Genomic DNA, 24,964 nt, shown 5'->3' on the forward strand with positions numbered 1-24,964 from the left:
TACGGGATCCCGGCCCCTGGGGCCAATCGGCTTTGCCCGGTGGCTGGGCTCAGTGAGTCGGTCGGTCCTGAGTATGATAGAGAGAGCAGAGGTACAGCCAACCCAAGGGCAGTAGCAACACCAACACGGCCCCCCAGATCAGACCCAGAATGGGATGGGCGAGCTTCCGAAAACACAGGTATCCCACCAACGCTAGAGTGATCACAACCAGGCTCAGGTAAAGGGTTCCAAACATCACTTTGCTCCTTCTTTATCTTTCTTGTCGTTCGCAGCCAAAGCTTGCCCTCCAACCATATCGAACCTACAACGGCACCACGTTTCGACCTTGGTCCAATGGCATTCATAGGCTTGCCCATGGTGGGAAGATCAAGCGCAAGCAATTGATACAAATGGATAAAGTGCACGCAACGAAGAGTGAACAATAAACAGATCGCAAACGCTACCGGCTTGCCCAAGCAGCAAAAAGGCAGCCCGAAGGCTGCCTTGATTCTGTATCCCAGGACTCAGTTGACCCGGTTTCTAGGCGTGCCCGCCAGGTATGCATGAAGGTTACCAAGCGTAATATCCAGCAGGTTCTGCCTCGCCTCCCGCGTGGCCCAGGCATTGTGAGGCGTGATGGTGCAGTTGGGGGCGGCGAGCAGGGGGTTATCCGCTGTCGGCGGCTCAGTGCTGAGCACATCCAGGCCAGCACCGGCGATCACCCCGTCATGCAGCGCTGCCGCCAGATCGGCTTCATTGATCAGCCCACCGCGGGCCGTGTTCAGCAGCAGTGCCGTGGATTTCATGGTCGCCAGCAGATCCGCATCGACAAAGCCAGCATTATCAGGTGTCTGCGGACAGTGCAGGCTGATCACATCCGCCTCGGCAAACAGTGTCTCCCGCTCGACCCAGCGATAACCGTCGGGGAGGTCCTGGCGTGGCTGGCGCGTGCTGACCAGGATCTCCATGCCAAAGCCACGGGCCATACGGGCCGCCGCCTGGCCGATTTCGCCAAAACCGACGACACCGAAACGACGCCCGGCCAGGGCTGACAGGGGCGCATTCCAAAAGCAGAAGTGGGGGCTGTCACACCACTGACCCGCCTTGACCGCCACATCGTGCTGCGCCACGCGACTGCAATGGTGCAACAGGTGAGCCATGGCCATCTGTGCCACGGACTCAGGACCGTAGCCCGGCACATTCGTCACCAGGATCCCCTGCCGCCTGGCCGCATCGAGATCGACCACATTCACCCCGGTGGCCAGCACCCCGATGTATTTGAGTTTGGGCAGTTGCGCCAGGGTCTGAGCATCCAGGACCACTTTATTGGTGAAGAGGATCTCGGCCCCCGCCGCCCGTTCGAGCACCTGTGCAGGCGTTGTCTGCTCATGCACCGTCAACGGGCCAAAGGCCCCCAGGGGCTCCCAGTCGAGGTCCCCCGGATTCAGGGTTACCCCGTCCAACACCACAATCCGCTTCATGCACACTCCTCTAGTCCAACCGCCGCCTCAATCTGGGATCAGAACCAGATCCGAAAACCCAGGGCATAATTGAGTTCCAGATCCCCGGAGTTACCGAAGGTCACCGTGGGAACGGCTTCACCAAACAGCTCGGCAAAACCGGCCCGGGCAGAAAGGCCCACCTTACCACGCACGCCGATGGGGGCATTGCTGTTATCGGAAACCTGACCACCGAAACCAAAGTAGAGGTTAGGAAACTCACGGGTGGTAAAACGACGATCCAGGCTCACCGTAAACTGGTCAACACCAACGCCAATGTCCCAGCGGTTCACACCGATGGAGACCCCCTCCTGGCTACCCAGTTGGTAACCGATCCCGATATCGGCCTTGGCAACCATCGGCATCAGGGGCAACATCAAGGCAACCACTGCAGCGAAAACTTTTTTCATCTCTTTCTCCAGAACACAAAGCCCGCCAGAGAAATGGCGGGCGAACAATATTGCTAACCCATAGCGGTCAGAAAGGGAGCGAACTTAATCGCCTTAAACCAGGCTCAGAAATGCAGCCGCATCCCCAGGGCATAATCCAGATTGAAGCCGCCTCGGCTACCAAAGGTGACGTTAGGCACCAACTCACCGAAGAACTCCACGTTGTCGATCCGGCTGGACAGTCCCGCCTTGGTGCGCAGACCCAGCGCCTCTTTGCTGCGATCGGAAATGGAAGCACCGAGGCCGAAATAGAGATTGGGGTGGGCACTGCTGTCAAAGCGGCGATCCACATTGACTTTGAAGTGATCGACGGCGATCCCGAGATCCCACTGCTGGTATCCCAGGCTGACGCCATTGTCACTGCCCAGCATCAGGCCGACGCCGACGTTTGCGTGAGCCGAAACGGAGACACTCATCATCAGTGCCGCCAAAAGCGACAGAACTCTCTTCATAACAGCCTCTTTACAGCACAAACCCAAAGATCACGGCAGTGTATCTGCGCCGTTCGGTTTTCCCAAGCGGAGGCCACGCAGAGTGTGATAAGACACGCCGACATACCGAGGAGCTAGTGTGTTGCAAGCGGTTCTTGCATATCCTTATTCCATGGCGCATCCTGCGCGCCCTTGCGGATAAAACCACACTGGAAACCCGACCCCATGAGCTTTGATCCTAACGATCTCCGCCAGCAGTTCCCGGCACTGGACCAGTCGGAGCTGGTCTACCTCGACAATGCGGCGACAACCCAGAAACCCCTGGCGGTGCTGACTGCCATGGATCACTTCTATCGTCAGGACAACGCCAATGTGCACCGAGGAGCCCACCGCCTCTCCGCCCGGGCGACCCGCGCCTTCGAAGGCGCACGCCATAATTTGGCCCGCTTTATCAACGCCCCGGCCAGCGAAGAGGTGATCTTCACCCGGGGCACGACGGAATCCATGAACCTGCTGGCCAGCAGCCTCGGCAGCCTGGTGCTGAGCCCGGGTGACAGGGTTTTGATCGACCAATGGGCGCATCACGCCAGCATCGTCCCCTGGCAACAGGCTGCCCTGCGCGCCGGCGCTACCCTCATCCCCATCCCCTTGAGTCCCCAGGGCGATCTGGATGAAACCGCCTTCGATGCCCTGCTCGCAGAGGGGCCCAAAGTGGTGGTGCTGACGGCGATCTGCAACGCCCTGGGGGCCCGCGCCCCCCTAGCCGACTGGCTGCCCAAAGCCTCTGCCGCCGGAGCCGTCACTGTGGTGGATGGTGCCCAGGCGGTTGGTCATGAGATGGTGGATGTACAGGCCCTGGGCTGCGACTTCTACGCCTTCTCCGGTCATAAAATGTACGGCCCGACTGGCATCGGGGTGCTGTGGGGACGGCGGGATCTGCTCGATGCCATGCCGCCCTACCAGTTTGGCGGCGAGATGATCCACAAGGTCAGCTTTGAACACACCAGCTTCAACACCCTGCCCTTCAAATTCGAAGCCGGCACCCCGTCGATAGCCGAAGCCATCGGACTGGGGGAGGCAGCCCTCTGGCTGATGGCCCAGGATCGCACCGCCCTCGCTGCGCACGAGGCGTCCCTGTTGGCTCACGCCCGCGCCCGGCTTGCCGATCTGGACGGCATCACCCTCTACAGCGCCTTTGATAACAATGCCGCGGCCCTGGCATTCAATGTGACGGGGGAGCACCATCAGGATGTCGGCGTCTGGCTCGACCAGGCGGGCATCGCCATCCGCTGTGGCCACCACTGCTGCCAGCCGCTGATGAGCGCCCTGGACGTCAAAGGCACCTGCCGCCTCTCGGTGGCCGCCTACAACACCCTCGAGGAGATCGATGCCTTTGTCGCCGCCCTCAACGATTATCTGGAGTTTCTCTATGACGATGCCTGATCCCAGTCTGTTTCTGCAAAGCCCACTGGGCAGTGAGCTCAACCGGGAGGCTCTGGATCAGGAGCTGATGGCCGAGGGCCACTGGCAGGGGCGCTATCGCATCCTGATGAAGCTGGGCAGCCGCATGGATAAGCTGGCCCCCCAGTGGCAACAACCCGACGCCGAGGTCGCCGGCTGCGAGAGTGCGACCTGGCTGTACCATTATGAGCAGGGGGATCGGCACTATTTCCTGGCCGACTCCGAAGCCCGCATAGTGCGAGGCCTGCTGGTACTGGTGCTGGCGGCGGCCAACGGCAGGACCGCCGAACAGTTGGCTCAGCTGGATCTGCCCGGCTGGTTTGCTCGCCTGGGCCTGTCGGATCACCTCAGTCCCTCACGGGCCAGTGGCCTGAATGCCGTGGTTAACGGGATCCTGAGTCACGCAGCCTGATCAGTGACGACGACCGAACTGGGCTTCCAGGGTCAACCTGGCCTCCCAATTGGTCTGGTAATCGTATTGACGCGGCCAGGTCAGCTGAGGCTCTAACTCGTAATAGAGCCAGCTGCGTAGAAAGTTACGCCGGTAGTTGGTGCCCAGACGATAGATCTCACTCTGGATCTCCTCATCCCGGGTTGCCCCCGACGCGGTAACGAACAGGCCAATGGCACTGACCTCGCTAAGCTTGAACCCTTGAGACAGGGTCAGGTTCCACTCCATCCCGCTAGTGGATTCACCGAACTTGCCCCGGGCCGAAAAGCGATACCCCCGCTCATCAAACAGCCGCTCCCAGACCAACCGGGTGGTTTCACTCCAGCCATCCTGGGCCTCCCCCTTGATCTCCTGGCTGAGGCGGATCACCGTCCGCTCATCCAGCGCATAAAAGTGGCGGGCCCGGGAGCGCACGAAGGGATCCAGCCCCGAGTCCAGTTTCAGACCTACATCAAAAGAGAGATCCCAGGTACGGTGATCCCAGGGGGTCCAGCGTAACGCCGCCTGGGTGCTGCTGGTACCATTGCTACCAGCTTCACCCGGTTCGATGCCATCGCTATCCGGCTCTGACTCCACCAGGAGCTTTAAGCGCTTGCGTGTGTTGGGCAGATGATAGGAAGCGGAGATCCTGGCTTTGAAACGATTGGCGTCGCGCTCGAAAAACTGCTGCTGTAACCGCAGGCGAAACCAGGCCTGCGCCTGATCGGCACCATCAGAAGGCCCGAAGAACCCATCAAACCAGCGGGCAGAAGCCTCACCGGAGCCGGAAAGGAGGGTATGCGCCTTATCAAACCAGCGCTGCGCCTCCTCCTCCCCAGGATCTTCGATAACGGATGATACCGCTCCGGATTCCGCCACGGGCCGGTGATCCCCCGATAGCAGGGTCGCCGCCAGCAAGGCATAAGACAGCACAATCGCCCCAACGCCAACATTTTATTAACCAAATGATATACAAGCTCAAACACAAGGTACAGACGGATCCTAGAGGCGGCTGTCAATCAGGCTTGAATACCCCAATCAGCTCGCCACCACCGGAACCTTGCTGGGCCGCATCGCTGCCCTGGCGCTGGCGGTAGCCACAGGCCACACACTCCATCACCTCGACCCCGGCCTCCCGGTAGAGTTGAATACTGTCTGCCTCCTGACACTTGGGGCAGGTGGCCCCGGCGATAAAACGTTTCTTGCTGCGGTTCATACTGCGTTGACTCCCTGTTGGGCCAGCCCGGTAAAATGGGCTATCATCCGGCCAATTTTTCCAATTGAAGTGTCCCCATGATAACCCTGGATCAGGTCCAACTCATCCGCGGCGGCAAACGTCTGCTGGATAACGCCAGTCTTACCCTCTACCCCGGCCACAAAGTGGCACTGGTCGGCGCGAACGGCGTGGGCAAGTCGAGCCTGCTGGGCCTGCTGCGGGGAGAATTTGGGGTGGATGCCGGAGATTGCCGAGTCCCCGCCAACTGGCGCCAGGCCTGTGTCGATCAGGAAACCCCCGCCAAGAGCTGCAGTGCCCTTGACTATGTGTTGGATGGGGATCAGACCTATCGAGCCCTGGAGCAGGAGCTGCACCATGCTCAAGAGGATGGCGACGGCCGCCGCATCGGCCATGCCCACGACAAATTTGAGTCCTACCACGGCTACCAGGTGCCCGCCAAGGCCGCCGAACTGCTCGACGGCCTGGGGTTTGATAATGCAGCACAGGGCCAGCCGGTAAAGTCCTTTTCCGGTGGCTGGCGCATGCGGCTTAACCTGGCCAGAGCCCTGCTGATCCCCTCGGATCTGCTGCTGCTCGATGAGCCTACCAACCACCTGGATCTGGACACCCTGATCTGGCTGGAGGGCTGGCTCAAACGCTATGAGGGCACCCTGTTGCTGATCAGTCACGACCGGGACTTCCTCGACGCCGTGGTGGGCGAAGTGGTTCACCTCGAGCAGCAACAGCTGAACCACTATAAGGGCAACTACAGCCAGTTCGAGCGGGTGCGTGCCGAGCGCCAGGCCCAGCAGCAATCGATGTTTGAAAAGCAGCAGCGGGAAAAGGCGCATATGCAGGCGTTCGTCGATCGCTTCCGCGCCAAGGCCAGCAAGGCCCGCCAGGCCCAATCCCGACTCAAGGCCCTGGAAAAACTGACCCTGTCGGCCCCAGCCCATGCCGACTCCCAGTTCCATATGACTTTTCGGGAGCCCGCTTCCCTGCCCTCTCCGCTGTTGCGACTGGATCAGGTCCAGGCCGGCTATGGTGACGTCACCATCCTGCGCCAGATCAAGATGAATCTGGTGCCCGGCAGCCGCATCGGTCTGCTGGGCCGAAACGGCGCGGGTAAATCCACCTTTATCAAACTGCTGTCCGGCGAACTGACGCCTCAAGCCGGAGAACTGGCCGTCAGCCATGGCGTCAAGATCGGCTACTTCGCCCAGCATCAGCTGGAAGCCCTGCGCCTGGATGACTCGCCACTGGATCACCTGATGCGCCTGGCACCCGACGCCAAGGAGCAGGAGCTGCGCAACTTCCTTGGCAGCTACGGCTTTGCCAACGACAAGGCCCTGGCCCCGGTACGCCCCTTCTCCGGCGGCGAGAAGGCCCGCCTGGTGCTGGCCCTACTGGTGTGGCAGCGCCCCAACCTGCTGCTGCTGGATGAGCCCACCAACCACCTGGATCTGGAGATGCGCCACTCATTGACCATGGCGCTGCAGGGCTTCGAAGGCGCCATGGTGGTGGTCTCGCACGATCGTCACCTGTTGCGGGCCACCTGCGAAGACTTCTATCTGGTGGATGCCGGTCAGGTACAACCCTTCTCCGGCGATCTGGAGGATTACCACCAGTGGTTGCTAAAAAAAGAGACGCCACAAACCGACGCTGCCCAAGGCGTTGCCCCAGACCGAAAAGCACAAAAGCGTCGCGAAGCCGAATTGCGCAAAATCCTGTCGCCTTATAAGAAACGCCAGGAACAGATCGACAAGGCGATGGCCAGCGCACAAACACGCTGGGAAGAGTTGGAAAATCGCTTGTCAGACAGTACCTTATACGAAGAAAACAACAAGTCAGAGCTGACCGGGTTGCTCAAGGAGCGGGGTCAGATCCAGCAAGAGCAGGAAGAACTGGAGATGGAGTGGCTTGAACTGCAAGAGCAGATCGAGACCCTAAGCCAGCAAGATCAGGAGTAAGGATGAGTATCACCGCAGAAGCATACTGGCAGTTCAGCGAAAAGATCTGGTGCCAACCGGGTGCGCGCCACACCGCACTGGAGCTGCAGGACCGCTATGGTCTTGAGCCCAATTTGCTGCTATTGGGCCTGATGCTGGAGCAGCAGGGCGCGTTCCTGGACGAACACCAGTTCCGCCTATTGGAGTTGGCCCAAAGCCAGTGGCGCAGCCGCATGCTCGAGCCCTACCGCGCCCTGCGTCGCCTGGCCAAACACAACCTGCCCCAGGAAAGCTATCAACAGATGCTGGATGTCGAGCTGGTGATGGAAAAGCGCAGTCAGCAGCTGATCCTAAAAACCCTTGCCCGCATGAAGTATCAGGGTGACGGCGACAATCTGGCGGCCTGCCTGGATGCCCAGGGTATTGAGCCCAACACCCTGCCGGGCAATCTACTGGAGCAACTGAGCCACCTGTTCCAGCTGTGCGCCGCCGACGATCTGCCCACCTACAACCTCAGCTGATCCCAGCAGGCTCGGCGCCCAATCGCCGGGCCAGTGCCTTGGCATTGCGCCGGGCCAGGCCATAGAGGGTCAACTGGGGGTTCGCCCCCAGGCTGGTTGGCAGGGTCGAGCCGTCCATCACGCTGAGGTTCGTCAGCTGAAAGTGCCGTCCCAGGCTGTCCACCGCCCCCTGTGACGGACCGCCCCCCATGGCACACCCTCCCATGATGTGCGCACTCACCACAGTGGTGCGCAGCGGCCCCAGCGCCATCTGCTCTATGGCCGCTTCCGCCTCAAGTGCGCTGTGCCACCACAGTGCCCTGTCACCCGCCACCATCACCGCCTCGGCCCCCGCCGCAAACTGCTGTCGGGCCATCTGAATCATGGCCACCCGGGCGATCTGCCAGAACTCATCGGTCAAGGGATAGTCCAGCACCGGATCCCCATGGGGATCCAGCTCCACCCGTCCCCCGGGCAGGGCTTCACTGAAGCCATCCCGGATCAACGCCAAGGTCGCATGAACATGGTTGAAGATCTGCATCAGGGCCCGGTGCTCCCGCCCCAGGCCGGGACTCTTCATCGCCAGCAGCACAGGGTGCAGGGGGGCGGTTTCCAGCTTAAAACCGTGCTGCAGAGGATCGTCGGGCCAAAGGAACTGATCGGAATAGACACTCTGGGGGGCCCCCGCATGGGCCCGGATCGGCTCGGCAAAGCGCGCCATGCTGATCACCACGGGGTGCAGGCAGGTTCGCCGGCCCAGGTGTCCATGGGGATCCGGCGCCTGGGAGCGCAACAGCAGGGCCGGGGTGTGCAACGCCCCGCCGCACAACAGGTAGTGGCGTGCGGTGATCCGCACGGTCACCGCACGCCGCTGATGCTGCGGATCCCGAGTGCGACAGTGCAGTGCCCGGATCCGCTCGCCGTCATGCTCCAGCTGCCAGGCTTCGGTACGACTGAGCAGGGTCGCCCCCGCCGCCAAAGCCGCCGGGATCGTGGTCACCAGCATGGATTGCTTGGCGTTGAGGGGACACCCCATGCCGCAATAGCCCAGATTGGCACAGCCTCGGGTATTGCGCCGGATCACCGTCCAGTCCCAGCCCAGGGCCTCACAGCCCCGGGCCAGGGCGGCATTGTTGCCATTGGCGGGGACCGGCCAGGGGTGAATATTGAGCGCCTGCTCCGCCTGCTCAAAGTAAGGGGCCAGGCTTTGGGGCGTCAGTTCGGTCAGGCCATAGTGGTTGCGCCAATGGGCCAGGGTGGGGGTGGGCGTGCGGATCGAGGTGGTCCAGTTGACCGTGGTGGATCCCCCCACGCACCGTCCCTGCAGCATGCCGATGGCTCCATCCTTGGTTTTCATGCCCGCGGAGTGCTGATAGAGATCCGGATAGGCCACCCGCTCCTGCAGCACAAAGTCCTTCGAGGACTTAAGGGGGCCCGCCTCGACGATCAGAACGCGCAAACCCGCTTCGGCCAGGATCTGCGCCGCCGTGCCCCCCCCAGCACCACTGCCCACCACCACCACATCGACATCGAAGCTTCGAGGCTCGTTCAGGGTACTGCCATCGATATGCTGCCAGCCTGACGCCAGCCCTAGCTGGATCGGATCCGGGATCATGGGGCTGCCCCCAGAGACGGGGGCGCATAGTCCAGTGCCGACCAGTGTCGTGGCTCCCCGTACCAGACCCCAAGAATGGGATCCCGCAGGGCACCGTAGGCGATCCGCAACAGATCGAGGAAGTGAAAACGCCAGTCGGCCAGCATCGCCGCGAGGCGCTCGGGATCTTGTCGATACAAAGGCAGACGTGAGCCGGTCAGGGCCAGTTGAACCAGTCGATTGGAGAGCAGCCCCAGCAACTGCTGCAGCTGTGCCTGTACGCCTGGGGGGAGAGTGGCGATCAACGCCGCCACATCGGCCACCAGGGCCGGCGTCGCTTCGGCCAGCTGCTGCTCCTCGGCCACCCCCTCAAGCACCACAGGCACCAGGGCGGCAAACAGCCACTGCTGCGCCTCATCCAGCCCGCTTTCTGGCCCCTCATCAGAGTCCGGCCACCAGGCCAGGCCCAGGGTCAATGCCGTCGCGCTGGCCAGGGCCCCGTAGAGAAACTGGCGTCGTTCCACCTTGCCTCCTTGGCATCCATCGCCAGAACTGAGTTAAAGTAGGGCGGTCAAAATTCAAACGCTCGTTCTAGTATGACCACAAAAAACGTATTTCGTCCAACCCGTTGGTGGCGTAACCCCCACTTGCAAACCATCTGGCCGGTGTTGATCCGATCCCAGAGTGCCCAGACACTGAAACGCCAACGGTTGGAGCTGGAGGACGGCGATTTTCTCGATCTGGATTGGCAGGGGACGCCGACGGGCCACGCCCCGTTGCTGCTACTGGTGCACGGACTGGAGGGCAGCGCGGACTCTCACTATATTCGGCGCCTGCTGACCGCCGCAGCCCAAAACAACTTGGCTGCCGTAGTGATGCACCAGCGCTCCTGCTCCGGCGAGCCGAACCGCCTGCTGCGCAGCTACCACAGTGGGGCCAGTGAAGATCTGGCGGCGGTGATCGACGAACTGAAACGACGCCATCCGAACAACCCTCTGTGGGTGGTGGGCTACTCCCTCGGTGGCAACCAGCTCAGCAAATACCTGGGGGAGCGAGGAGCGAAGTGCTCCGTGGCAAGGGCCGTGGTGGTGTCGGCCCCACTGGATCTGGCCGCGTGTGCCCGTCGCATGGAGCGAGGATTTTCCCGTGTCTATCAGCGCCACCTGCTCAAGACCCTGCAACGTAAAACCGCCGAAAAGCTCGACCGCCTTACCCTTAACCGGGAAGCCCTGTCACGCCTGAACACCTTCTACCACTTCGATGATCAGATCACGGCGCCCCTCAACGGCTTCCTCAATGCCGATGACTACTATCGCCGTGCCAGCGGCAAACCCTATCTCACCGCCATCCGGATCCCAACCCTGTTGCTGCACGCAGAAGATGATCCTTTTATGGACCAGGGCGTTATTCCCCACGGCCATGAACTGGCCCCATCGGTCGAGCTGGAGCTGTGCCCGTATGGGGGCCATGTCGGCTTTATCGAGGGGGGCTGGCCCTGGGCCCCCCGCTTCTATCTGGAACGCAGGATCTTAAGCTTCCTCCGCTCAGGCTGATTTTTTCACCTAAACTTGGCTGGCTTCCGATGCGATCAGGACAGATATGGACCCATGGCGAAAAAGGGGACTGATATTTGCTGCTTTACTGGGCGGCACGCCATATGGAATGGCCTTTGATCACGAACCGATCCAGGTGCGCTCTGCGGCCCCGGCTCAGGCACTGATCCTGAGCCCTGGGCCTAGAACGAGTGCCTACCGCCCGGGCTGGCAGCTGGCGCTGCACGCCCAGGGGGCCTCCATATTCGCCCAGAACGATGACTTTGAACTGGACTATTACCGCGGGGATTACGGATTCAGCCTCGCTGCCACCCTGGCGGCCAACTGGCAGATCAGCCTGAACTACAACCAGGCCCGCAGCGACAACCTGCACCTGGATCAGCCAACCCTGACCTTCCATAAACTCACCGGCCTCAGCCAAAACGGTCGCGACCAGGTAGCCAAGCACCGTTTTGTCGCCCAGTTCCCTCGCTACGGACTGGATCAAACCAACTTCGGCAATCAGTTACTCGCCCACCAGATCAACCTCGCCGCAGGATATCAGTGGCTTCAGCAGGAGCGTCACAGCCTGAGTACCACAGCCTCTGCCCAGTACAACGATATCGCAGCGGTCTGGCGTCAGGGCAGCCGTTGGGACGCTGCCCTGCAGCTGGATTACGGCTACCGTCGAGGCCGTTATCAGCTCAGTGCCATGATCGCTGCAAGCCATAACGGCGCCAAGCGTGTGCTGGGTGCCCCCACCCATGCCAATCTCTGGCATATGGATCTGGGTTACCGCCTCCATTTTTCATTCCGCCATAGCTTTGCGCTGCACTACCAGATCTCCCAGGGTGCGCTCAAGCAGGCAGGCGTGCTGAGCAAAAGCAGCCACGAGATGGCGCTGGGTTATCGCTATCGGCGAGCCCGCTATGCACTGGATCTCACCCTGATGGAAAACCTGATCAACGCCGACAACTCCGCTGACTACGGACTCCAGGTGCGCTACCGCCTGCAATTTGACTGATCCCCGGCCAAAGGCAACAATGGCAGGCCTTTTTCCCCCGGAAGCCATCATGCTGATCGATTACCCCACCCTGTGCCAATCCCTACCCGTTGAGACCGTCGACAACCTGATCCGAGAATACCTGTTGACCCAGATCGGCGACGAAGGGTTCGACCAGATCGACGCCGCCCAGTTGACCAACAGCATCGAGCAGGCGAGGAGCGCCCTAAAGAGAGGGGAACTGGTGGTGGAGTATGCCGAGGAGAATGAAAGCGTCGCGATCCGCCGGGCCGATGATCTGGTCCAAGGGGCAGATGCTTGACCCCGCCCACGGCGGCACCGTATAAAAGAAAGATTCATCTGCGTCGAGATTGAGGGATTATGTCGGCCAAGCACCCCATTATAGCGGTCACCGGCTCCTCCGGTGCCGGCACCACCACCACCACCACAGCGTTCAAGCATATCTTTCGCCAACTGGAGATCAATGCGGCCCTGATCGAAGGAGACAGCTTCCATCGCTATACCCGGGGTGAGATGGAGCTGGCGATCCGTAAAGCACGGGATGATAGACGGGCCATCAGTTACTTTGGTCCCGAGGCCAACGATTTCCAGGCACTGGAGCAGTTCTTTGCCCAGTACAGTGCCACCGGCACCGGCCAGTTCAGACGTTATCTGCACACCTTCGACGAAGCCGTGCCCTTCAACCAGATGCCCGGTACCTTCACGCCTTACCAGGACCTGCCGCAGGAGAGTGAACTGCTTTACTACGAAGGGCTGCACGGCGCCGTGGTAACGGACGAAGTGGACGTCGCACAACACGCCGACCTGCTGATCGGCATGGTGCCCATCGTCAACCTGGAGTGGATCCAGAAGATCATTCGCGACACCAACGAGCGCGGCCACAGCCGCGAGAAGGTGATGGATTCCATCGTCCGCTCCATGGGTGACTATGTGGCGCATATGACGCCTCAATTCTCCCGAACCCATATCAATTTTCAGCGGGTACCCACGGTCGACACCTCCAACCCCTTCTCGGCCAAAGACATACCCAGCCTGGATGAGAGCTTTGTGGTGATCCGCTTTCGTGGCATCGAGGAAGCCAATTTTCCCTTCTATCTGCAGATGATCGAAGGCAGCTTCATGTCCCGGGTCAATACCCTGGTCGTGCCTGGCGGCAAGATGGCACTGGCCATGGAGCTGATCCTGACCCCACTGATCCGGAAAATAAAGCAAACACGGCAACAGTGCCTATTGGCAGAGCAGGCACAAAGCCTGGGAACCAGCGAAGCCAATAAGAGCTAAATGCTGACAACATCGTGAAAGTGCGAAAATGTGCTCTGGATCGCCACACAAATTGTAAAAACTGGACCTGATTCAAAGTGTCGGGTACTTTACGCCATTAACATTTAATCCTAGAATTCTGAATTAAGTTTCAAGCGTTTTATCCTACTGAAAGGAATAAAGACTATGGCGCTGATTGGCAAGCCCAAGCCCGATCCGACCCTGGAGTGGTTCCTGTCCCACTGCCACATTCATAAGTACCCTGCGAAAAGCACTCTGATCCACGCAGGCGAAGAGTCCGACACCTTGTACTACATCGTGAAAGGCTCCGTAGCGGTGCTGATCAAAGACGAAGAGGGCAAGGAGATGATCCTGTCCTACCTGAACCAGGGTGACTTTATCGGTGAACTGGGCCTGTTCGAAGAGCAGCCTGAGCGCACCGCCTGGGTTCGTGCCAAGTCTCCGTGCGAGATCGCCGAGATCTCCTACAAGAAATTCCGTCAGTTGATCCAGGTGAACCCGGACATCCTGATGAAACTTTCTGCCCAGATGGCCAACCGCCTGCAGTCCACTTCCCAAAAGGTTGGGGACCTGGCATTCCTGGACGTCGCAGGTCGTATCGCTCAGACCCTGCTGAGCCTGGCTCGCCAGCCCGATGCCATGACCCATCCGGACGGCATGCAGATCAAGATCACCCGCCAGGAGATCGGTCAGATCGTCGGCTGTTCCCGCGAAACCGTGGGCCGCATCCTCAAGATGCTGGAAGAGCAAAACCTGATCCAGGCCCATGGTAAAACCATCGTGGTCTACGGCACCCGCTAATACGGCGCTGTACCATGAAAAAGGCACCCCAAGGGGTGCCTTTTTCTTTATAGCTGATAGCTGATAGCTTACCGTACATTGGTGGATTCAAAGATCCTGTCCGCCGAGGCGGCCACAAAACCTCGGTACAGGCGGCCATCCGCCATCGGATAGCGCAACGCAAACTCGTAGAAACAGGCCGGGATCACCAACACCCCATCGCTAAAGCACACCGCCACCCGGTCCGCCAGGGTCGAGGACTGCTCCAGCAGCACTTGTGGACTGCCTTTGATCTCGCCACCACTGGCATTCAGGGCAAAGCCCGCCTGCTTCAAAGCCCCATTAACCGCCTCGATGCGATCAAACTGGCTCAGCGCGTTGATCCCGACCGTGAAATGGTTCGCTCGATAGCCGAAGGCCGCCAGCCAGGCGGCATACTCACTCTCCGCCAGCAGGCGCTGATAGCTGGCCTGATCCAGCTGCCAGCGGGCACCACTGTAGAGGAAATCCGGTTGCTGCGCGGCCCCTTCCGGCAGCTGGGCGACCAGCGCCCGAGCCATCGCCTGCAGCGACTCAGAGCATTGCTCCAGCAGGAGTTCCGAGATAAATACCAGGGGCGCATCGTGATCCGGGTGCTCGAAGTGGCGAGCAAACAGCTTCTTCTGTTTGAACTCATACTCCCCCTTGGCCTCATAGCCCAGCGCCAGGAAATGGGCCGCCAACTTGTCCAGCCCCACCTCGGGCAGATTAAAGGTCCGAAATGCCACATGATCATTGATCACCCGCTCCCCTCTTCCCAGCAGGGCGTGGATGGGTTTGGCACTGGGGCACTGCACCAGATAATCCTGCCACAGGGCGTCAAACAGGCTGTCGATGGTGTGACGCATACCGCCTCCTACAGCATGAGTCCCGGTGCCAGGGTCCCCGGCACCGTGAGCGTGTCCGCCTCGACCGAGGCGACCGGATAGGCACAGTAATCCGCCGCATAGTAGGCACTGGCCCTATGGTTGCCACTGGCACCGATCCCGCCAAAGGGCGCCGAGCCCGCCGCTCCGGTGATCGGTTTGTTCCAGTTGACGATACCGGCTCGGATCCGGGGCCAGAAATAATCCCACTCCTCCTGGCTGTCAGACAACAGGCCCGCCGACAGGCCGTACTGGGTGTCGTTGGCCAGGGCGATGGCCTGATCAAAGTCGTCGTAACGGATCACCTGCAACAGAGGGCCAAAATACTCCTCATCGGGCAACTGGGCGATCGCGGTCACATCGAGGATCCCGGGTCGGATCAACCCGGTCCCCAGCTTGATCAGCCGCAGCGGCTCCAGCACCTCAGCGCCCAAGGCTTCCAGCCTTTGCTGAGCCGAGATCATCCCCAGTGCCGCATCGGTGGAGATCATGCTGGCAATGAAGGGAGCGGGTTCGGCATCCGGCTCGGCCACACGGATCTGTCGAGTCGCCTCAATCAGCCGTGCCAGGATCGCCTCTCCCTGAGGAGTCCGGGGCAGATAGAGACGCCTTGCACAGGTGCAGCGCTGACCACTGGAGAGAAACGCCGATTGAATGATGTCATGAACCGCCGCCCGCTCATCCGTCACCTGTCGCACGACCAGCGGATTATTGCCGCCCATCTCCAGTGCCAGGATCTTACCGGGCTGGTTGGCATACTGACGGTGCAACAGGTGGCCGGTACGGGAGCTGCCGGTGAAGAACAGGCCGTCGATCTGAGGATGCGTCGACAGTGCCTTACCGGTTGCCACTTCGCCCTGTATCAGGTTGATCACCCCGGCGGGCAGATCGGCGGCCTGCCACAGTTTCAGCACGGCCTCAGACACCAGGGGCGTCAACTCGGAGGGCTTGAGTACCACGGTATTACCGGCCAGCAGGGCCGGAATGATGTGGCCGTTGGGCAGGTGGGCCGGGAAATTATAGGGGCCAAACACGGCCACCACGCCATGGGGCTTATGGCGCAGTACCGCCCGGCCTGTGGGTAACTCGCGGCGGCTCTCACCGCTACGCTCGGCCTGGGCCTGAACAGACAAAGCCACCTTGCCGATCATCGCCGCCACTTCGGTACGGGTTTCCCACAGGGGTTTGCCCGTCTCCTGGCTGATCACCTCGGCCAGGCTCTCTTTGCTGTGCTCCAGTTGGGCCTTAAAGCGCTCAATGGTGGCGATGCGGGCCTCCAGCCCCGATAGGTACCACGGGAGTTGGGCACTTCGAGCAGCAGCAACGGCATCATCCACCTGCCGTTCACTGGCACTACGCCCCCGCCACAGCTCCTGTGCGGTCGCAGGATTCAGGGAGACCATGGCCTCCCCCTGCCCTTCTGTCCAGCAATCATTAATCAAATGGCTCATGGTGTCTTTCCTTACCTCCAGGAGCGCAGCCAGGACACGGCCGGCTCGGTTTACAGGGGGAGTACCCAGACCGGATCCCCGGCCTTGATCTGCAAGGCCAGCAGACTCTGCCGACTCAAGCCGACACTGTCCCCGCTCTGACCCATCATGGCAGCGGTCCGGATCACCCGGTATTCCGGCAACCTGCCGTTACTGATCAGGTACTCTCCCTCCAGTTGTGCCCCTTCCACCTCCAAGCTCCGCCGAGATTGACATTGTTGCACCCCAAGGATCTGATCCCGCTGGCACTCGACGGTCGGTCCCGCATCGAAAATATCGACATAGTTTTTATAGCGAAACCCCTCCGCCTGCAGCAGGGCCAGGGCGGGCTCGGTTTTGGGATGCACCCGGCCCACGACGGCCTGGGCCTGAGGGCTGAGCAGATTGACATAGATGGGGTGACGCGGCATCAACTCGGCGACGAACACCTTGTCACCGATCCCGGTCAGATAATCTGCGGTCGGGAAATCGATACCAAAAAAGTGATCCTCCAGCCACTGCCAGAAGGGAGAGCGCCCCGCCTCATCACTGATCCCCCGCATCTCCGCGATCACCGTTTCGCCGAAGCGCTCAGGAAAAGCGGCCAGCATCATAAAGCGGCTGCGCGACAGCATTCGTCCGATCTGATCCCGTCGCCACTGGGGCAACAGGAACAGGGTGCACAGCTCAGAGGCGCCCGTGTAGTCATTGCACAGGGTCAGGGTCTGCACCTCTCGGCGGATCCCCAACTTCTCGGACACATGCACATCCTTGCCAAGCCGGTAGTGGTAGAAGGCATCACGGCTGCCCACAGCTGCTTCTAATCCACAGGTGCCCACCACCTGGCCCGCCTCCTCCAGCACCATCAGATAGCCTTCATCCCCGGGCTGGATCACCGCCCTGGCAAAACTGGCCTCCGAACGGGCAATTTTGCGCTTCAGCAGGGCCTCATCCACCGGCAGTGAGGTGAAACCATGGCCCGACGCCTTGGCGATGACCAACAGGGCGGGATAATCAGACTGGCGGATGGGACGGATGATCAGCATGGCAGACTCCGGAGATTAGACGGCAACGACCGTGGCCACGGCCTGCTCGAACCGGGCCAGCCCCTCGGCCACTTCGGCTTCGGAGATCACCAGACTGGGGGCAAAGCGCACCACATCGGCCCCGGCGACCAGACACATCAGGCCCGCATCGGCACTGGCCATCAGGAAGTCCCTGGCACGGCCCTTGTAGTCATCATTGAGCGCGGCGCCCAGCAGCAGACCCATGCCACGCACTTCGGCAAACACCTTAAATTTCTCATTGATCGCCTCCAGCCCGGCGCGGAATTGAGCATGACGCTCCCGCACATTCGCCAGCACCTCGGGCTTGCGGATCTCATCGATCACCGCCTGAGCCACGGCACAAGCCAGTGGATTGCCGCCGTAGGTAGAACCATGGGTGCCCACTTTAAGGCTGGCGGCAATCTTGGCGGTTGTGAGCATGGCCGCGACAGGAAAGCCCCCACCCAGCCCCTTGGCCGAGGTCAGGAGATCCGGTACGACACCAAATTGCTCATAGGCATAGAGGGTGCCAGTTCGCCCCGCCCCGGTTTGCACCTCGTCGAAGATCAACAGGGCATCGTGTTGATCACAGAGCTCACGCACCCGCCGAATAAAGGCCGGTTCGGCGGGAATGATCCCCCCTTCTCCCTGCATCGGCTCCATGATCACGGCACAGGTACGTGCACTGATGGCCGCCTCGAATGCTTCGATATCATTGTAAGGCAAGTGTTCAATGGCACCGGGTTTGGGACCAAAGCCATCGGAATAGGCCGGCTGGCCACCAACCGTCACCGTGAAGAAGGTGCGACCGTGGAAGGACTGATCGAAGGCGAGGATCTGATCCTTTTGCTCGCCATGATGTTCCAGGGCGTAGCGACGTACCAGCTTCAGAGCCGCTTCATTCGCCTCGGCACCCGAGTTGGCAAAATAGACCCGTTCAGCAAACGTGTGCTCCACCAGGGTCTGGGCCAAACGCAATGCCGGTGCATTGGTAAAGACATTCGACACATGCCATAGCTGGCCCCCTTGCTCATTCAGGGCAGCGACCATGACTGGGTGACAATGGCCCAGGCTGTTGACGGCAATGCCACCGGCAAAATCGATGAATTCACGCCCCTCGCTGTCCCAGATCCGGCTGCCTTCACCACGTATAGGAACGATATCGGCCGGACAATAATTGGGCACCATCACCTGGTCAAATTGAGCCCGAAACGGGGCATTTTGCTTACTCATTTAATCTCTCCTGTCGACCCCGAAAGCCAAAGCCCAAGGGGCAGCCACTCCTTTGCGTTAACAACAAACCCTATAAAAATACACATCAGTAGTCAAAATAAGGCACTAAAGTCCATTTTTACATGTTTTGCGTATTTATTCATGAGTGCAAGGCCACTCGCAGGGAGAGAACGACAAAATAAACACCCCCAAACGGCACAGTTTCTTCCAACCAAAGGCTACCCAGGCGGGGCAACGGCGATCACGGCCAGGCGTCCACCTTCCGGCGAACGCGAACTTATGCTTCGAGTATGATGAGATATGCACCCACCCCAAGGGGAGGGGAGCCAGGGAACAGGGAGAAACTCACATCACGGGAACAGCGACAGGAGGCCAAGGAGTCATTCGCTGCAACAAGGTCTCCTGCCCCGCTCTGCCCCCTGCGCCTGATCGCATGTGATTAACGGGGGCACTCTTCAGGCAGATAAGCCAACAACCAATGCTCCAACGTTTTTTCGGGTACCAGCTGCTGTTTACGCGCCAGTTCCAGCAGAGCAAGAAGATGGGCACGGGCCACCACGGATGACGAGGGAGACAGCAATGCAGGATCCGGGTGCGCAATCTCCGTTAATAGCGCCAGTGTTCTGTGCTGTTGCATATGCGCCAACAGCCGCCGAGACCAGCCAGGATGATGTTGCAATGGTGCCAGCAGTACCCGTCCAGGGAGACTCAACCCCAGCACGGCCTGGTGGGTGGTATTGTCTCCTCGCTCCTGAGAATACTCCAGCCAATGCTGATGCAACTCATGAAACAGGGACTCCCCGGTATTGATCAGTAGCAGGAGATCCAAGCCTTGCAGGACCGCCAACACCGCCACGGGACCAATGGGCAGCTCGCGGGCTCGCGCCAACAAGATCGCGCGTTCGCTTTGTCGCTGGATCAATCGCCAAAGCTTGCGTTTTCGCCCGCCAACCCCACCATGCTGGCTCCAATACTGAAACAGCAACCAAGGGATCACCTCTTGCAATTGGTCGATGCCAAGATAATTAAATGCCAGCCTGGGATCATGCACGGCGGGACGCTCCTGCTCTCGCTGGATCCGATTGACATGACGAAGCAGTCCTTCACAAAGCCAGGGGAGGGGTAACGCCAAGGCGAGCAGTTTTCGCCGATCGACCTGATCGTCCAGCAGGAGCTCGAGGAGCACCAAATGTTCCTGACGCACTAGAGTTCGCTGCAGCATCTCCTCTGGAGAGTTCAACGCGTCTCCCAACTCCTCGGACAAGTGGAGCCAAAAGCACTCTCGGATCCCTTGCGCCTCACGGTAGGCCCGTCGCCATTCGAGCAGACGGGTGGCCTCGGCCTCCTGCTCACACCCCAGTTTGCTGCGCCAGTAGCTCTCATCCAACAGGCTTGGCATCTCATCCCCTGCTGACGGTTTCGGCCCCATAAGAAGGAATTGCCAGACGCTCTGGTGCAGCGCGCCGGTATCGTAAAGAGGGTTTACCCCGGCAAGTGGCCTATTATCATGGCTCATGCATTCCTTGCTCCCTGAGCAGAGTCGGCGGCAAAGTGGCCGACGAAAGAGTTCCACCTCAAACTCTAGATCTCAACTGACTGCTTCGTAAATACTTTACGTTGATTTTCCTTTTCAACTTCCCCGGAGCGAGGCGATATTCTCTCGTCCCAGGCAGTACAAGACTGAACTCTGGCGCACCAAGGGAGCAGGGTCGGGAGGGCGAGAAAAACTCAACAAATCCCGAGGGGATTCACAGGAATGAGGAGAGACGCTCGCTACTGGGCCTGCTGACTGACATTACGGAGAAAGTTACCAAGCAGTTGAAGCCCCTGCTCGGTCAGGATCGACTCCGGATGGAACTGCACCCCCTCCAGCTCCAAGTGCTTATGGCGAAGGCCCATGATCTCCAGGGCGCCACTGGCCGACCGACTCCAGGCGGTCACCTCCAGGCAAGGGGGCAAGGTGGCGGGATCCACCACCAGGGAGTGATAGCGCGTCACGGTCAATGGCTGGTTCAGGCCCTGGAACACCCCCACATCATGGTGCTTGATCTCGCAGGTTTTGCCGTGCATCACCTTCTCGGCCCGCACCACGGTCGCACCAAAATGCTGGGCAATGCTCTGATGACCCAGGCACACTCCAAGGATCGGCAGCCTACCGGCAAAGTGTTCGATCACCGCCAGGGAGATCCCTGCCCGATCAGGATCCTTGGGGCCAGGCGAGATCACAATATGATCCGGTGCCAGGGCTTCGATCTCCGCCACACTGGTCTCATCATTGCGGCGCACCACCACCTCCTGTCCCAGTTGTTGGAAATACTGCACCAGGTTATAGGTAAAGGAGTCGTAGTTATCGAGCATAAAGATCATAGGGCGAAAGCTGTCGTATGGCGCTGAATCAAGGTTTGGCGGATTCTAACAGGTTTGCGACACATTGCGCTCGAACGATCCCGGGTAACACTAGCCACCTTGCCCCCTCTCCAACACAAAACCGGCGCAGCCATGGCTGCGCCGGTTTTTAGGTAAGACCACTCAATCCGGGAATTCGACGGACACATCTGGGCTCATGGGGCGCCCCTGACAGGCCAGGGTCCAGCCCTCCTCCACCTCTTCGGGTGAGAGCACATCATTGATGTTCAGCTTCACTTCACCGCGCTTCACCTTACACATGCAGGCACCGCAGAACCCCTCCTCGCAGGAGCGCGGCGCATCGATCCCCGCCTTACTGATGGTTTGCAGCAGAGTATCGCCGGGCTCGTAGTCCAGCTGATGCACTTCATCATCCAGTAATACTTCGATGGAGGTGGCACTGGAGTCGGCGGCCGCCTCCCGCGCCATCGCTTCGATCTCCGCCGCCGCCTTGGGATCCTGCGGCGAGACAAAACGCTCGACGTGGATGCGGTCCTTCGCTTCGCCACGGGCCAGCAGCGCGTTTTCCACCGTGTCCATGAAGGGGCCGGGGCCACAGATGAAGTACTCGGGGTTACAGTGCCCCGCCACCAGTTGGTCGACCTGAGGCGCGCTCAAATAGCCGTGGATGGAGTCGAGCAGATGGACGATCTCCAACCGCTGCCAGTTGGCCTGCATCAATTGGCGCAGCTCGGCATTGAACACCACGCTGTTGTCGTCGCGGTTGGCGTACACCAGCTTGATGTTGCGCGCCGTGGTGGCCAGCGCGGTCTTAAGAATGGAGATCACCGGGGTGATGCCGGAGCCACCGCCAAACAGCACAATGTCGCCGTCGTCGCTCTCTTTGCCCAGATGGAACAGGCCGGCGGGAGGCAGTACCAGGATGTCATCGCCGGCCTGGACCTGATCGTTGATCCAGTTTGAGATCCGTCCGTCCACCACCCGCTTGATGGTGACCTTGTGCTCGTTCTCCGTGTCCGGTGAGCTGGCCAGCGAATAACAGCGGATCAGTTGCTGATCGCCATAGGGCACTTTCAGGGTCAGAAACTGCCCGGCCTTGTATTGGAAGGCGGCCTTGAGCGCCTCGGGAATGGCAAACACCAGGGACTTGGTGTCGTGGGTTTCCTCGATCACTTGCGCCACAGTCAGGCGGTAATAGCCGTTTTCTTCTGCCACCGGCGTGGCCACCAACGTCTGTGCTTCACTCATCACGCTCTCCTTAAAAATCGCCGACTGTGTGGGCGTTGTCGATCTTCAGCTCGGCACCGTTGATAAACTTGGATTCATCCGAGGCCAGGTAGAGCACGAAGTTGGCGATCTCCTTGGGATCGCACATTCTGGCGTCGGCCCGCTGGCCGGCCTTGATCATCGCAGCGGCTTCTGCTTCGCTGCGCGGCTTGGGCACCTTGGCACGCAGCGCCTGAGTCATGGGGGTATCGATCCCATCCGGATGGATGCTGTTGCAGCGGATGTTGTAGCCGCGCTCTTTGCAGTGTACGGCGACGTTACGGGTCAGCGCCGCTACCGCACCTTTGGAAGCCGAGTAGGCGCAGAACTGACTCATGCCGTGGATGGCCGCCAGGGAGGACATGTTGATGATGGCCCCGCCGCCGGTTTCCTTCATCGCCAGGATGGCGTACTTACACCCCAGGAAGTAGCCGTCACTGTTGATGGCATTGACCTTGCGCCACACCTCCAGGGAGGTTTGCTCGATATTGGCGGGCACCAATATGCCGGCGTTGTTGACCAGTACATCCAGTTTGCCAAACGCTTTGAGCGTCTTCTCTATCAACATCTGCCAACTGTCTTCGCAGCTGATGTCGTGACGGACAAACAGCGCCGCCTCACCGAGCTCGGCGGCCAGCGCCTCCCCGGCCTCAACATTGAGATCGGCGATCACCACCTTGCCGCCCTCCGCCACCAACAACTTGGCATCCTCCAGGCCGACGCCGCTGGCACCGCCGGTGATGATGCTGACTTTCCCTTGAACTCGTCCCATGACTGACTTTCCTTTTTAGAATAATGTTCCGCAGCACGCCTGACTCAGGCCGCGCTGCTGCTCTTAGCGCAGGTGTCGGTGCGGCTCGTGTCGCGGCGCCCTTGTGCGGCCGCATGGGCCCCGGCCCGGCGACCGGAGAACACACAGTCAGCAATGGATATGCCACTGACGTACAGGTTGGAAGCCACGCCGATGGCGTTGCGACCGGCGGCGTAAAGCCCTTCGATGATCTGACCGTCCGCGTCCAGCACCCGACCACTGTGTTCACACACCTTCAATCCGCCGAGGGAGATCATCGGACAGGGGAAGGTCGGGCTGTCGAAGGAGACATTGATGCCGTAATAGGGGCCCTGCTCCATCGAGCTGAGAAACGCCTCGGATTTGCCGAACCGATCCGCGCATTCCCCGCGGGCGGCGGCATTGTAGTTGTCCAGGTTGGCGCGAAGGGCTTCGGCCGGCAGCTTCATCCGCTTGGCCAGCCCCTCGATGGTGTCCGCCTTCTTGGCGTTGAGGAACAGATTCATCAGCGCCGGCATGATCTGGAAGATCTGCGCCTTGCCCGGCACACACTGCTTCAAGGCTTGGGCACGCAGGGCATGGTTGATCACCAGGAACGCCCGGCCGTCGTTGTGTTCGCACATCTCATGGCCCAGTTTGGCGCCGTACACCTCTTCGTTGCAGTAGCGTTCGCCCTCGCCATTGACCACCATGCCCTGTGCCCAGGCCAGCGGCGGATTGATAAAGCGCCAGGCACTGAATTTTTCCATTCGCTCCAATGCGCCGCCGACGCTGTGACCCAGGCCGATGCCGCTGCCGTTACAGCCGGTGGTGCCCAGGGGCAGTCCTTTGCGGTATTTGTCGTTGTAGCGCTCCACCATCTTGCGGTTGAAGGCAAATCCCCCGGCACTGAGCACCACGCCATGGCGGGCACGGATCCGCTGAACCTGGCCATGGTCACGCTCCAAGACACGCAACTTAGCGCGCAACTGAAAGGCCCGTCTCGGACTGTACAGATGCAGCTTGCCGATCAGCGTCGTCAGCCACTTGTGTTTGAGACTGGGCCAACCGGCGGGCAGGGTGCGCAGCTCGACGCCGATGATGCGGCCATCGGCGTCGGTCAACAGACTCCGTACCTCGCTCTGGGTTTGCAGCTTCACCCCTTTGGCCTCGGCGGAACTGCGCAAGGCCCGAAACAACGCCTGACCGGACATACCGGCCCCTTTGACTCTATGCCCACGCGGGGCCGGGTTGGCGTATGCCTTGTAACTGTCGACCGCTTCGTTGCCGGAGTAGTAGAGGTAGTACTGGTTGGTCGGGTAGGAGGTTTTCACCGGCGGCACATTGCCGGCAAAGCCCACCCGATTGGCTTCCAGCCACTTCAGGTTGTCGTTGCTCTGCTCACAGAAGCGGCGCAGCGTCTCGTCGCTGACCGCGTCGCCGGTTTCCTGTTTAAGGTAAGCAAACATGTTGTCCGGCGTGTCATCAAACCCCGCGTCCCTCTGGTATTGGGTCCCGCCGCCGGCATACACCACGCCGCCACTGGCTGCGGTGGCGCCACCACCGGCAAAGCGATCCAGCGCCAGCACCGAGGCACCGGCGTCTACCGCCTCGATCGCGGCGCAAATTCCCGCCCCGCCATAGCCCACCACGACCACATCGTATTCGCCCTGCCAATCAACCGCCTCCGGCACTATCTGTTGCGGCGGCTGGGTGTCGGTCAGTTCCAGTGGCTGCTCGTAACTCATCGTTGTCTTCCTTGCGCGGTTATTTCGGCTTGGGGC

At 60.3% G+C, this 24,964-nt stretch carries 26 protein-coding genes; 9 read left to right on the top strand and 17 right to left on the bottom strand.

Annotated features, from left to right (window positions below; genetic code table 11):
• Positions 1-49: 49 nt before the first annotated feature.
• The 4 genes from AC2D8U_RS15270 to AC2D8U_RS15285 form a co-directional block, all read right to left on the bottom strand.
• Entirely contained in the window at positions 50-235 is a 186-nt protein-coding gene (locus tag AC2D8U_RS15270; protein ID WP_484619939.1) for a hypothetical protein, read from the bottom strand.
• 268 nt (positions 236-503) lie between these two features.
• Positions 504-1,460 carry a D-2-hydroxyacid dehydrogenase gene (locus AC2D8U_RS15275; protein WP_484619940.1) on the bottom strand — a complete coding sequence of 319 codons (957 nt, stop codon included), beginning with the start codon at positions 1,458-1,460 and terminating at the stop codon, positions 504-506.
• A gap of 38 nt (positions 1,461-1,498) precedes the next feature.
• Entirely contained in the window at positions 1,499-1,888 is a 390-nt protein-coding gene (locus AC2D8U_RS15280; RefSeq protein WP_484619941.1) for a hypothetical protein, read from the bottom strand.
• A gap of 104 nt (positions 1,889-1,992) precedes the next feature.
• On the bottom strand, positions 1,993-2,379 hold the full coding sequence (locus tag AC2D8U_RS15285; protein WP_484619942.1) for a hypothetical protein: 387 nt from the start codon (positions 2,377-2,379) through the stop codon (positions 1,993-1,995).
• A gap of 204 nt (positions 2,380-2,583) precedes the next feature.
• Between AC2D8U_RS15285 and AC2D8U_RS15290 the strand changes: the two genes are divergently transcribed.
• Complete coding sequence (locus AC2D8U_RS15290) at positions 2,584-3,801, top strand: aminotransferase class V-fold PLP-dependent enzyme (protein ID WP_484619943.1); 1,218 nt, start codon at positions 2,584-2,586, stop codon at positions 3,799-3,801.
• The gene (locus AC2D8U_RS15295; protein ID WP_484619944.1) at positions 3,788-4,231 is read left to right on the top strand and encodes a SufE family protein; all 444 of its coding nucleotides are present in this window, start codon (positions 3,788-3,790) and stop codon (positions 4,229-4,231) included. Before AC2D8U_RS15290 ends, AC2D8U_RS15295 begins: the two co-directional genes overlap by 14 nt.
• Here AC2D8U_RS15295 and AC2D8U_RS15300 read toward each other — a convergent pair whose 3' ends face one another.
• Together AC2D8U_RS15300 and AC2D8U_RS15305 are read right to left on the bottom strand one after the other, a co-directional pair.
• Entirely contained in the window at positions 4,232-5,182 is a 951-nt protein-coding gene (locus tag AC2D8U_RS15300; RefSeq protein ID WP_484619945.1) for a hypothetical protein, read from the bottom strand.
• Positions 5,183-5,264: 82 nt separating this feature from the next.
• Positions 5,265-5,465, bottom strand: coding sequence for a YheV family putative zinc ribbon protein (locus tag AC2D8U_RS15305; RefSeq protein ID WP_484619946.1), 201 nt, complete (start codon positions 5,463-5,465; stop codon positions 5,265-5,267).
• 77 nt (positions 5,466-5,542) lie between these two features.
• Between AC2D8U_RS15305 and AC2D8U_RS15310 the strand changes: the two genes are divergently transcribed.
• Together AC2D8U_RS15310 and AC2D8U_RS15315 are read left to right on the top strand one after the other, a co-directional pair.
• Positions 5,543-7,435, top strand: a complete 1,893-nt coding sequence (locus AC2D8U_RS15310) for an ATP-binding cassette domain-containing protein (protein WP_484619947.1) — start codon at positions 5,543-5,545, stop codon at positions 7,433-7,435.
• A 2-nt stretch (positions 7,436-7,437) separates the two neighbouring features.
• On the top strand, positions 7,438-7,935 hold the full coding sequence (locus AC2D8U_RS15315; protein ID WP_484619948.1) for a TIGR02444 family protein: 498 nt from the start codon (positions 7,438-7,440) through the stop codon (positions 7,933-7,935).
• Here the strand turns inward: AC2D8U_RS15315 and AC2D8U_RS15320 are convergent.
• Both AC2D8U_RS15320 and AC2D8U_RS15325 read right to left on the bottom strand, forming a co-directional pair.
• On the bottom strand, positions 7,928-9,529 hold the full coding sequence (locus tag AC2D8U_RS15320; protein WP_484619949.1) for a GMC family oxidoreductase N-terminal domain-containing protein: 1,602 nt from the start codon (positions 9,527-9,529) through the stop codon (positions 7,928-7,930). The genes AC2D8U_RS15315 and AC2D8U_RS15320 overlap by 8 nt on opposite strands.
• Entirely contained in the window at positions 9,526-10,032 is a 507-nt protein-coding gene (locus tag AC2D8U_RS15325; RefSeq protein WP_484619950.1) for a TAT leader-containing periplasmic protein, read from the bottom strand. Before AC2D8U_RS15325 ends, AC2D8U_RS15320 begins: the two co-directional genes overlap by 4 nt.
• A 72-nt stretch (positions 10,033-10,104) precedes the next feature.
• Here AC2D8U_RS15325 and AC2D8U_RS15330 point away from each other — a divergent pair, with 72 nt between their 5' ends.
• From AC2D8U_RS15330 to crp, 5 genes are all read left to right on the top strand, one after another.
• Positions 10,105-11,061, top strand: coding sequence for a hydrolase (locus AC2D8U_RS15330; RefSeq protein WP_484619951.1), 957 nt, complete (start codon positions 10,105-10,107; stop codon positions 11,059-11,061).
• Positions 11,062-11,170: 109 nt separating this feature from the next.
• Positions 11,171-12,064, top strand: a complete 894-nt coding sequence (locus AC2D8U_RS15335; protein ID WP_484619952.1) for a DUF3187 family protein — start codon at positions 11,171-11,173, stop codon at positions 12,062-12,064.
• A gap of 49 nt (positions 12,065-12,113) precedes the next feature.
• A complete protein-coding gene (locus AC2D8U_RS15340) occupies positions 12,114-12,365 on the top strand; it encodes a YheU family protein (RefSeq protein WP_484619953.1) in 252 nt (83 codons plus the stop codon).
• Positions 12,366-12,424: 59 nt separating this feature from the next.
• Complete coding sequence (locus AC2D8U_RS15345; protein WP_484619954.1) at positions 12,425-13,345, top strand: phosphoribulokinase; 921 nt, start codon at positions 12,425-12,427, stop codon at positions 13,343-13,345.
• Positions 13,346-13,510: 165 nt separating this feature from the next.
• Positions 13,511-14,146, top strand: coding sequence for a cAMP-activated global transcriptional regulator CRP (gene crp, locus AC2D8U_RS15350; RefSeq protein WP_345335022.1), 636 nt, complete (start codon positions 13,511-13,513; stop codon positions 14,144-14,146).
• A 68-nt stretch (positions 14,147-14,214) separates the two neighbouring features.
• Here the strand turns inward: crp and AC2D8U_RS15355 are convergent, their stop codons facing one another.
• The 9 genes from AC2D8U_RS15355 to AC2D8U_RS15395 all read right to left on the bottom strand — a co-directional run bounded on the left by AC2D8U_RS15355 (position 14,215) and on the right by AC2D8U_RS15395 (position 24,928).
• Complete coding sequence (locus tag AC2D8U_RS15355; protein ID WP_484619955.1) at positions 14,215-15,012, bottom strand: 2-oxoadipate dioxygenase/decarboxylase family protein; 798 nt, start codon at positions 15,010-15,012, stop codon at positions 14,215-14,217.
• An 8-nt stretch (positions 15,013-15,020) separates the two neighbouring features.
• On the bottom strand, positions 15,021-16,481 hold the full coding sequence (gene astD, locus AC2D8U_RS15360; protein WP_484619956.1) for a succinylglutamate-semialdehyde dehydrogenase: 1,461 nt from the start codon (positions 16,479-16,481) through the stop codon (positions 15,021-15,023).
• A 50-nt stretch (positions 16,482-16,531) separates the two neighbouring features.
• A complete protein-coding gene (astA, locus tag AC2D8U_RS15365) occupies positions 16,532-17,545 on the bottom strand; it encodes an arginine N-succinyltransferase (protein ID WP_484619957.1) in 1,014 nt (337 codons plus the stop codon).
• Between the two features lie 15 nt (positions 17,546-17,560).
• Positions 17,561-18,778: an aspartate aminotransferase family protein gene (locus tag AC2D8U_RS15370; RefSeq protein WP_484619958.1), complete on the bottom strand. Its 1,218-nt coding sequence runs from the start codon at positions 18,776-18,778 to the stop codon at positions 17,561-17,563.
• A 439-nt stretch (positions 18,779-19,217) separates the two neighbouring features.
• Positions 19,218-20,294: a hypothetical protein gene (locus tag AC2D8U_RS15375; protein ID WP_484619959.1), complete on the bottom strand. Its 1,077-nt coding sequence runs from the start codon at positions 20,292-20,294 to the stop codon at positions 19,218-19,220.
• A gap of 257 nt (positions 20,295-20,551) precedes the next feature.
• Positions 20,552-21,145: an anthranilate synthase component II gene (locus AC2D8U_RS15380; RefSeq protein ID WP_484619960.1), complete on the bottom strand. Its 594-nt coding sequence runs from the start codon at positions 21,143-21,145 to the stop codon at positions 20,552-20,554.
• Between the two features lie 162 nt (positions 21,146-21,307).
• The gene (locus tag AC2D8U_RS15385) at positions 21,308-22,393 is read right to left on the bottom strand and encodes a 2Fe-2S iron-sulfur cluster-binding protein (protein WP_484619961.1); all 1,086 of its coding nucleotides are present in this window, start codon (positions 22,391-22,393) and stop codon (positions 21,308-21,310) included.
• A gap of 10 nt (positions 22,394-22,403) precedes the next feature.
• Positions 22,404-23,183, bottom strand: coding sequence for an SDR family oxidoreductase (locus AC2D8U_RS15390; protein ID WP_484619962.1), 780 nt, complete (start codon positions 23,181-23,183; stop codon positions 22,404-22,406).
• 44 nt (positions 23,184-23,227) lie between these two features.
• Positions 23,228-24,928: an FAD-binding protein gene (locus tag AC2D8U_RS15395; RefSeq protein ID WP_484619963.1), complete on the bottom strand. Its 1,701-nt coding sequence runs from the start codon at positions 24,926-24,928 to the stop codon at positions 23,228-23,230.
• Between the last annotated feature and the right edge of the window lie 36 nt (positions 24,929-24,964).

The sequence above is a fragment of the Ferrimonas sp. YIN67 genome, assembly GCF_057219095.1.

Excerpts from the sequence above, each read along its gene's own strand:
- AC2D8U_RS15270 (WP_484619939.1), bottom strand. The coding sequence starts at position 235 with ATGTTTGGAACCCTTTACCTGAGCCTGGTTGTGATCACTCTAGCGTTG.
- AC2D8U_RS15275 (WP_484619940.1), bottom strand. The coding sequence starts at position 1,460 with ATGAAGCGGATTGTGGTGTTGGACGGGGTAACCCTGAATCCGGGGGAC.
- AC2D8U_RS15280 (WP_484619941.1), bottom strand. The coding sequence starts at position 1,888 with ATGAAAAAAGTTTTCGCTGCAGTGGTTGCCTTGATGTTGCCCCTGATG.
- AC2D8U_RS15285 (WP_484619942.1), bottom strand. The coding sequence starts at position 2,379 with ATGAAGAGAGTTCTGTCGCTTTTGGCGGCACTGATGATGAGTGTCTCC.
- AC2D8U_RS15290 (WP_484619943.1), top strand. The coding sequence starts at position 2,584 with ATGAGCTTTGATCCTAACGATCTCCGCCAGCAGTTCCCGGCACTGGAC.
- AC2D8U_RS15295 (WP_484619944.1), top strand. The coding sequence starts at position 3,788 with ATGACGATGCCTGATCCCAGTCTGTTTCTGCAAAGCCCACTGGGCAGT.
- AC2D8U_RS15305 (WP_484619946.1), bottom strand. The coding sequence starts at position 5,465 with ATGAACCGCAGCAAGAAACGTTTTATCGCCGGGGCCACCTGCCCCAAG.
- AC2D8U_RS15310 (WP_484619947.1), top strand. The coding sequence starts at position 5,543 with ATGATAACCCTGGATCAGGTCCAACTCATCCGCGGCGGCAAACGTCTG.
- AC2D8U_RS15315 (WP_484619948.1), top strand. The coding sequence starts at position 7,438 with ATGAGTATCACCGCAGAAGCATACTGGCAGTTCAGCGAAAAGATCTGG.
- AC2D8U_RS15320 (WP_484619949.1), bottom strand. The coding sequence starts at position 9,529 with ATGATCCCGGATCCGATCCAGCTAGGGCTGGCGTCAGGCTGGCAGCAT.
- AC2D8U_RS15330 (WP_484619951.1), top strand. The coding sequence starts at position 10,105 with ATGACCACAAAAAACGTATTTCGTCCAACCCGTTGGTGGCGTAACCCC.
- AC2D8U_RS15335 (WP_484619952.1), top strand. The coding sequence starts at position 11,171 with ATGGCCTTTGATCACGAACCGATCCAGGTGCGCTCTGCGGCCCCGGCT.
- AC2D8U_RS15340 (WP_484619953.1), top strand. The coding sequence starts at position 12,114 with ATGCTGATCGATTACCCCACCCTGTGCCAATCCCTACCCGTTGAGACC.
- AC2D8U_RS15345 (WP_484619954.1), top strand. The coding sequence starts at position 12,425 with ATGTCGGCCAAGCACCCCATTATAGCGGTCACCGGCTCCTCCGGTGCC.
- crp (WP_345335022.1), top strand. The coding sequence starts at position 13,511 with ATGGCGCTGATTGGCAAGCCCAAGCCCGATCCGACCCTGGAGTGGTTC.
- AC2D8U_RS15355 (WP_484619955.1), bottom strand. The coding sequence starts at position 15,012 with ATGCGTCACACCATCGACAGCCTGTTTGACGCCCTGTGGCAGGATTAT.
- astD (WP_484619956.1), bottom strand. The coding sequence starts at position 16,481 with ATGAGCCATTTGATTAATGATTGCTGGACAGAAGGGCAGGGGGAGGCC.
- astA (WP_484619957.1), bottom strand. The coding sequence starts at position 17,545 with ATGCTGATCATCCGTCCCATCCGCCAGTCTGATTATCCCGCCCTGTTG.
- AC2D8U_RS15370 (WP_484619958.1), bottom strand. The coding sequence starts at position 18,778 with ATGAGTAAGCAAAATGCCCCGTTTCGGGCTCAATTTGACCAGGTGATG.
- AC2D8U_RS15375 (WP_484619959.1), bottom strand. The coding sequence starts at position 20,294 with ATGAGCCATGATAATAGGCCACTTGCCGGGGTAAACCCTCTTTACGAT.
- AC2D8U_RS15380 (WP_484619960.1), bottom strand. The coding sequence starts at position 21,145 with ATGATCTTTATGCTCGATAACTACGACTCCTTTACCTATAACCTGGTG.
- AC2D8U_RS15385 (WP_484619961.1), bottom strand. The coding sequence starts at position 22,393 with ATGAGTGAAGCACAGACGTTGGTGGCCACGCCGGTGGCAGAAGAAAAC.
- AC2D8U_RS15390 (WP_484619962.1), bottom strand. The coding sequence starts at position 23,183 with ATGGGACGAGTTCAAGGGAAAGTCAGCATCATCACCGGCGGTGCCAGC.
- AC2D8U_RS15395 (WP_484619963.1), bottom strand. The coding sequence starts at position 24,928 with ATGAGTTACGAGCAGCCACTGGAACTGACCGACACCCAGCCGCCGCAA.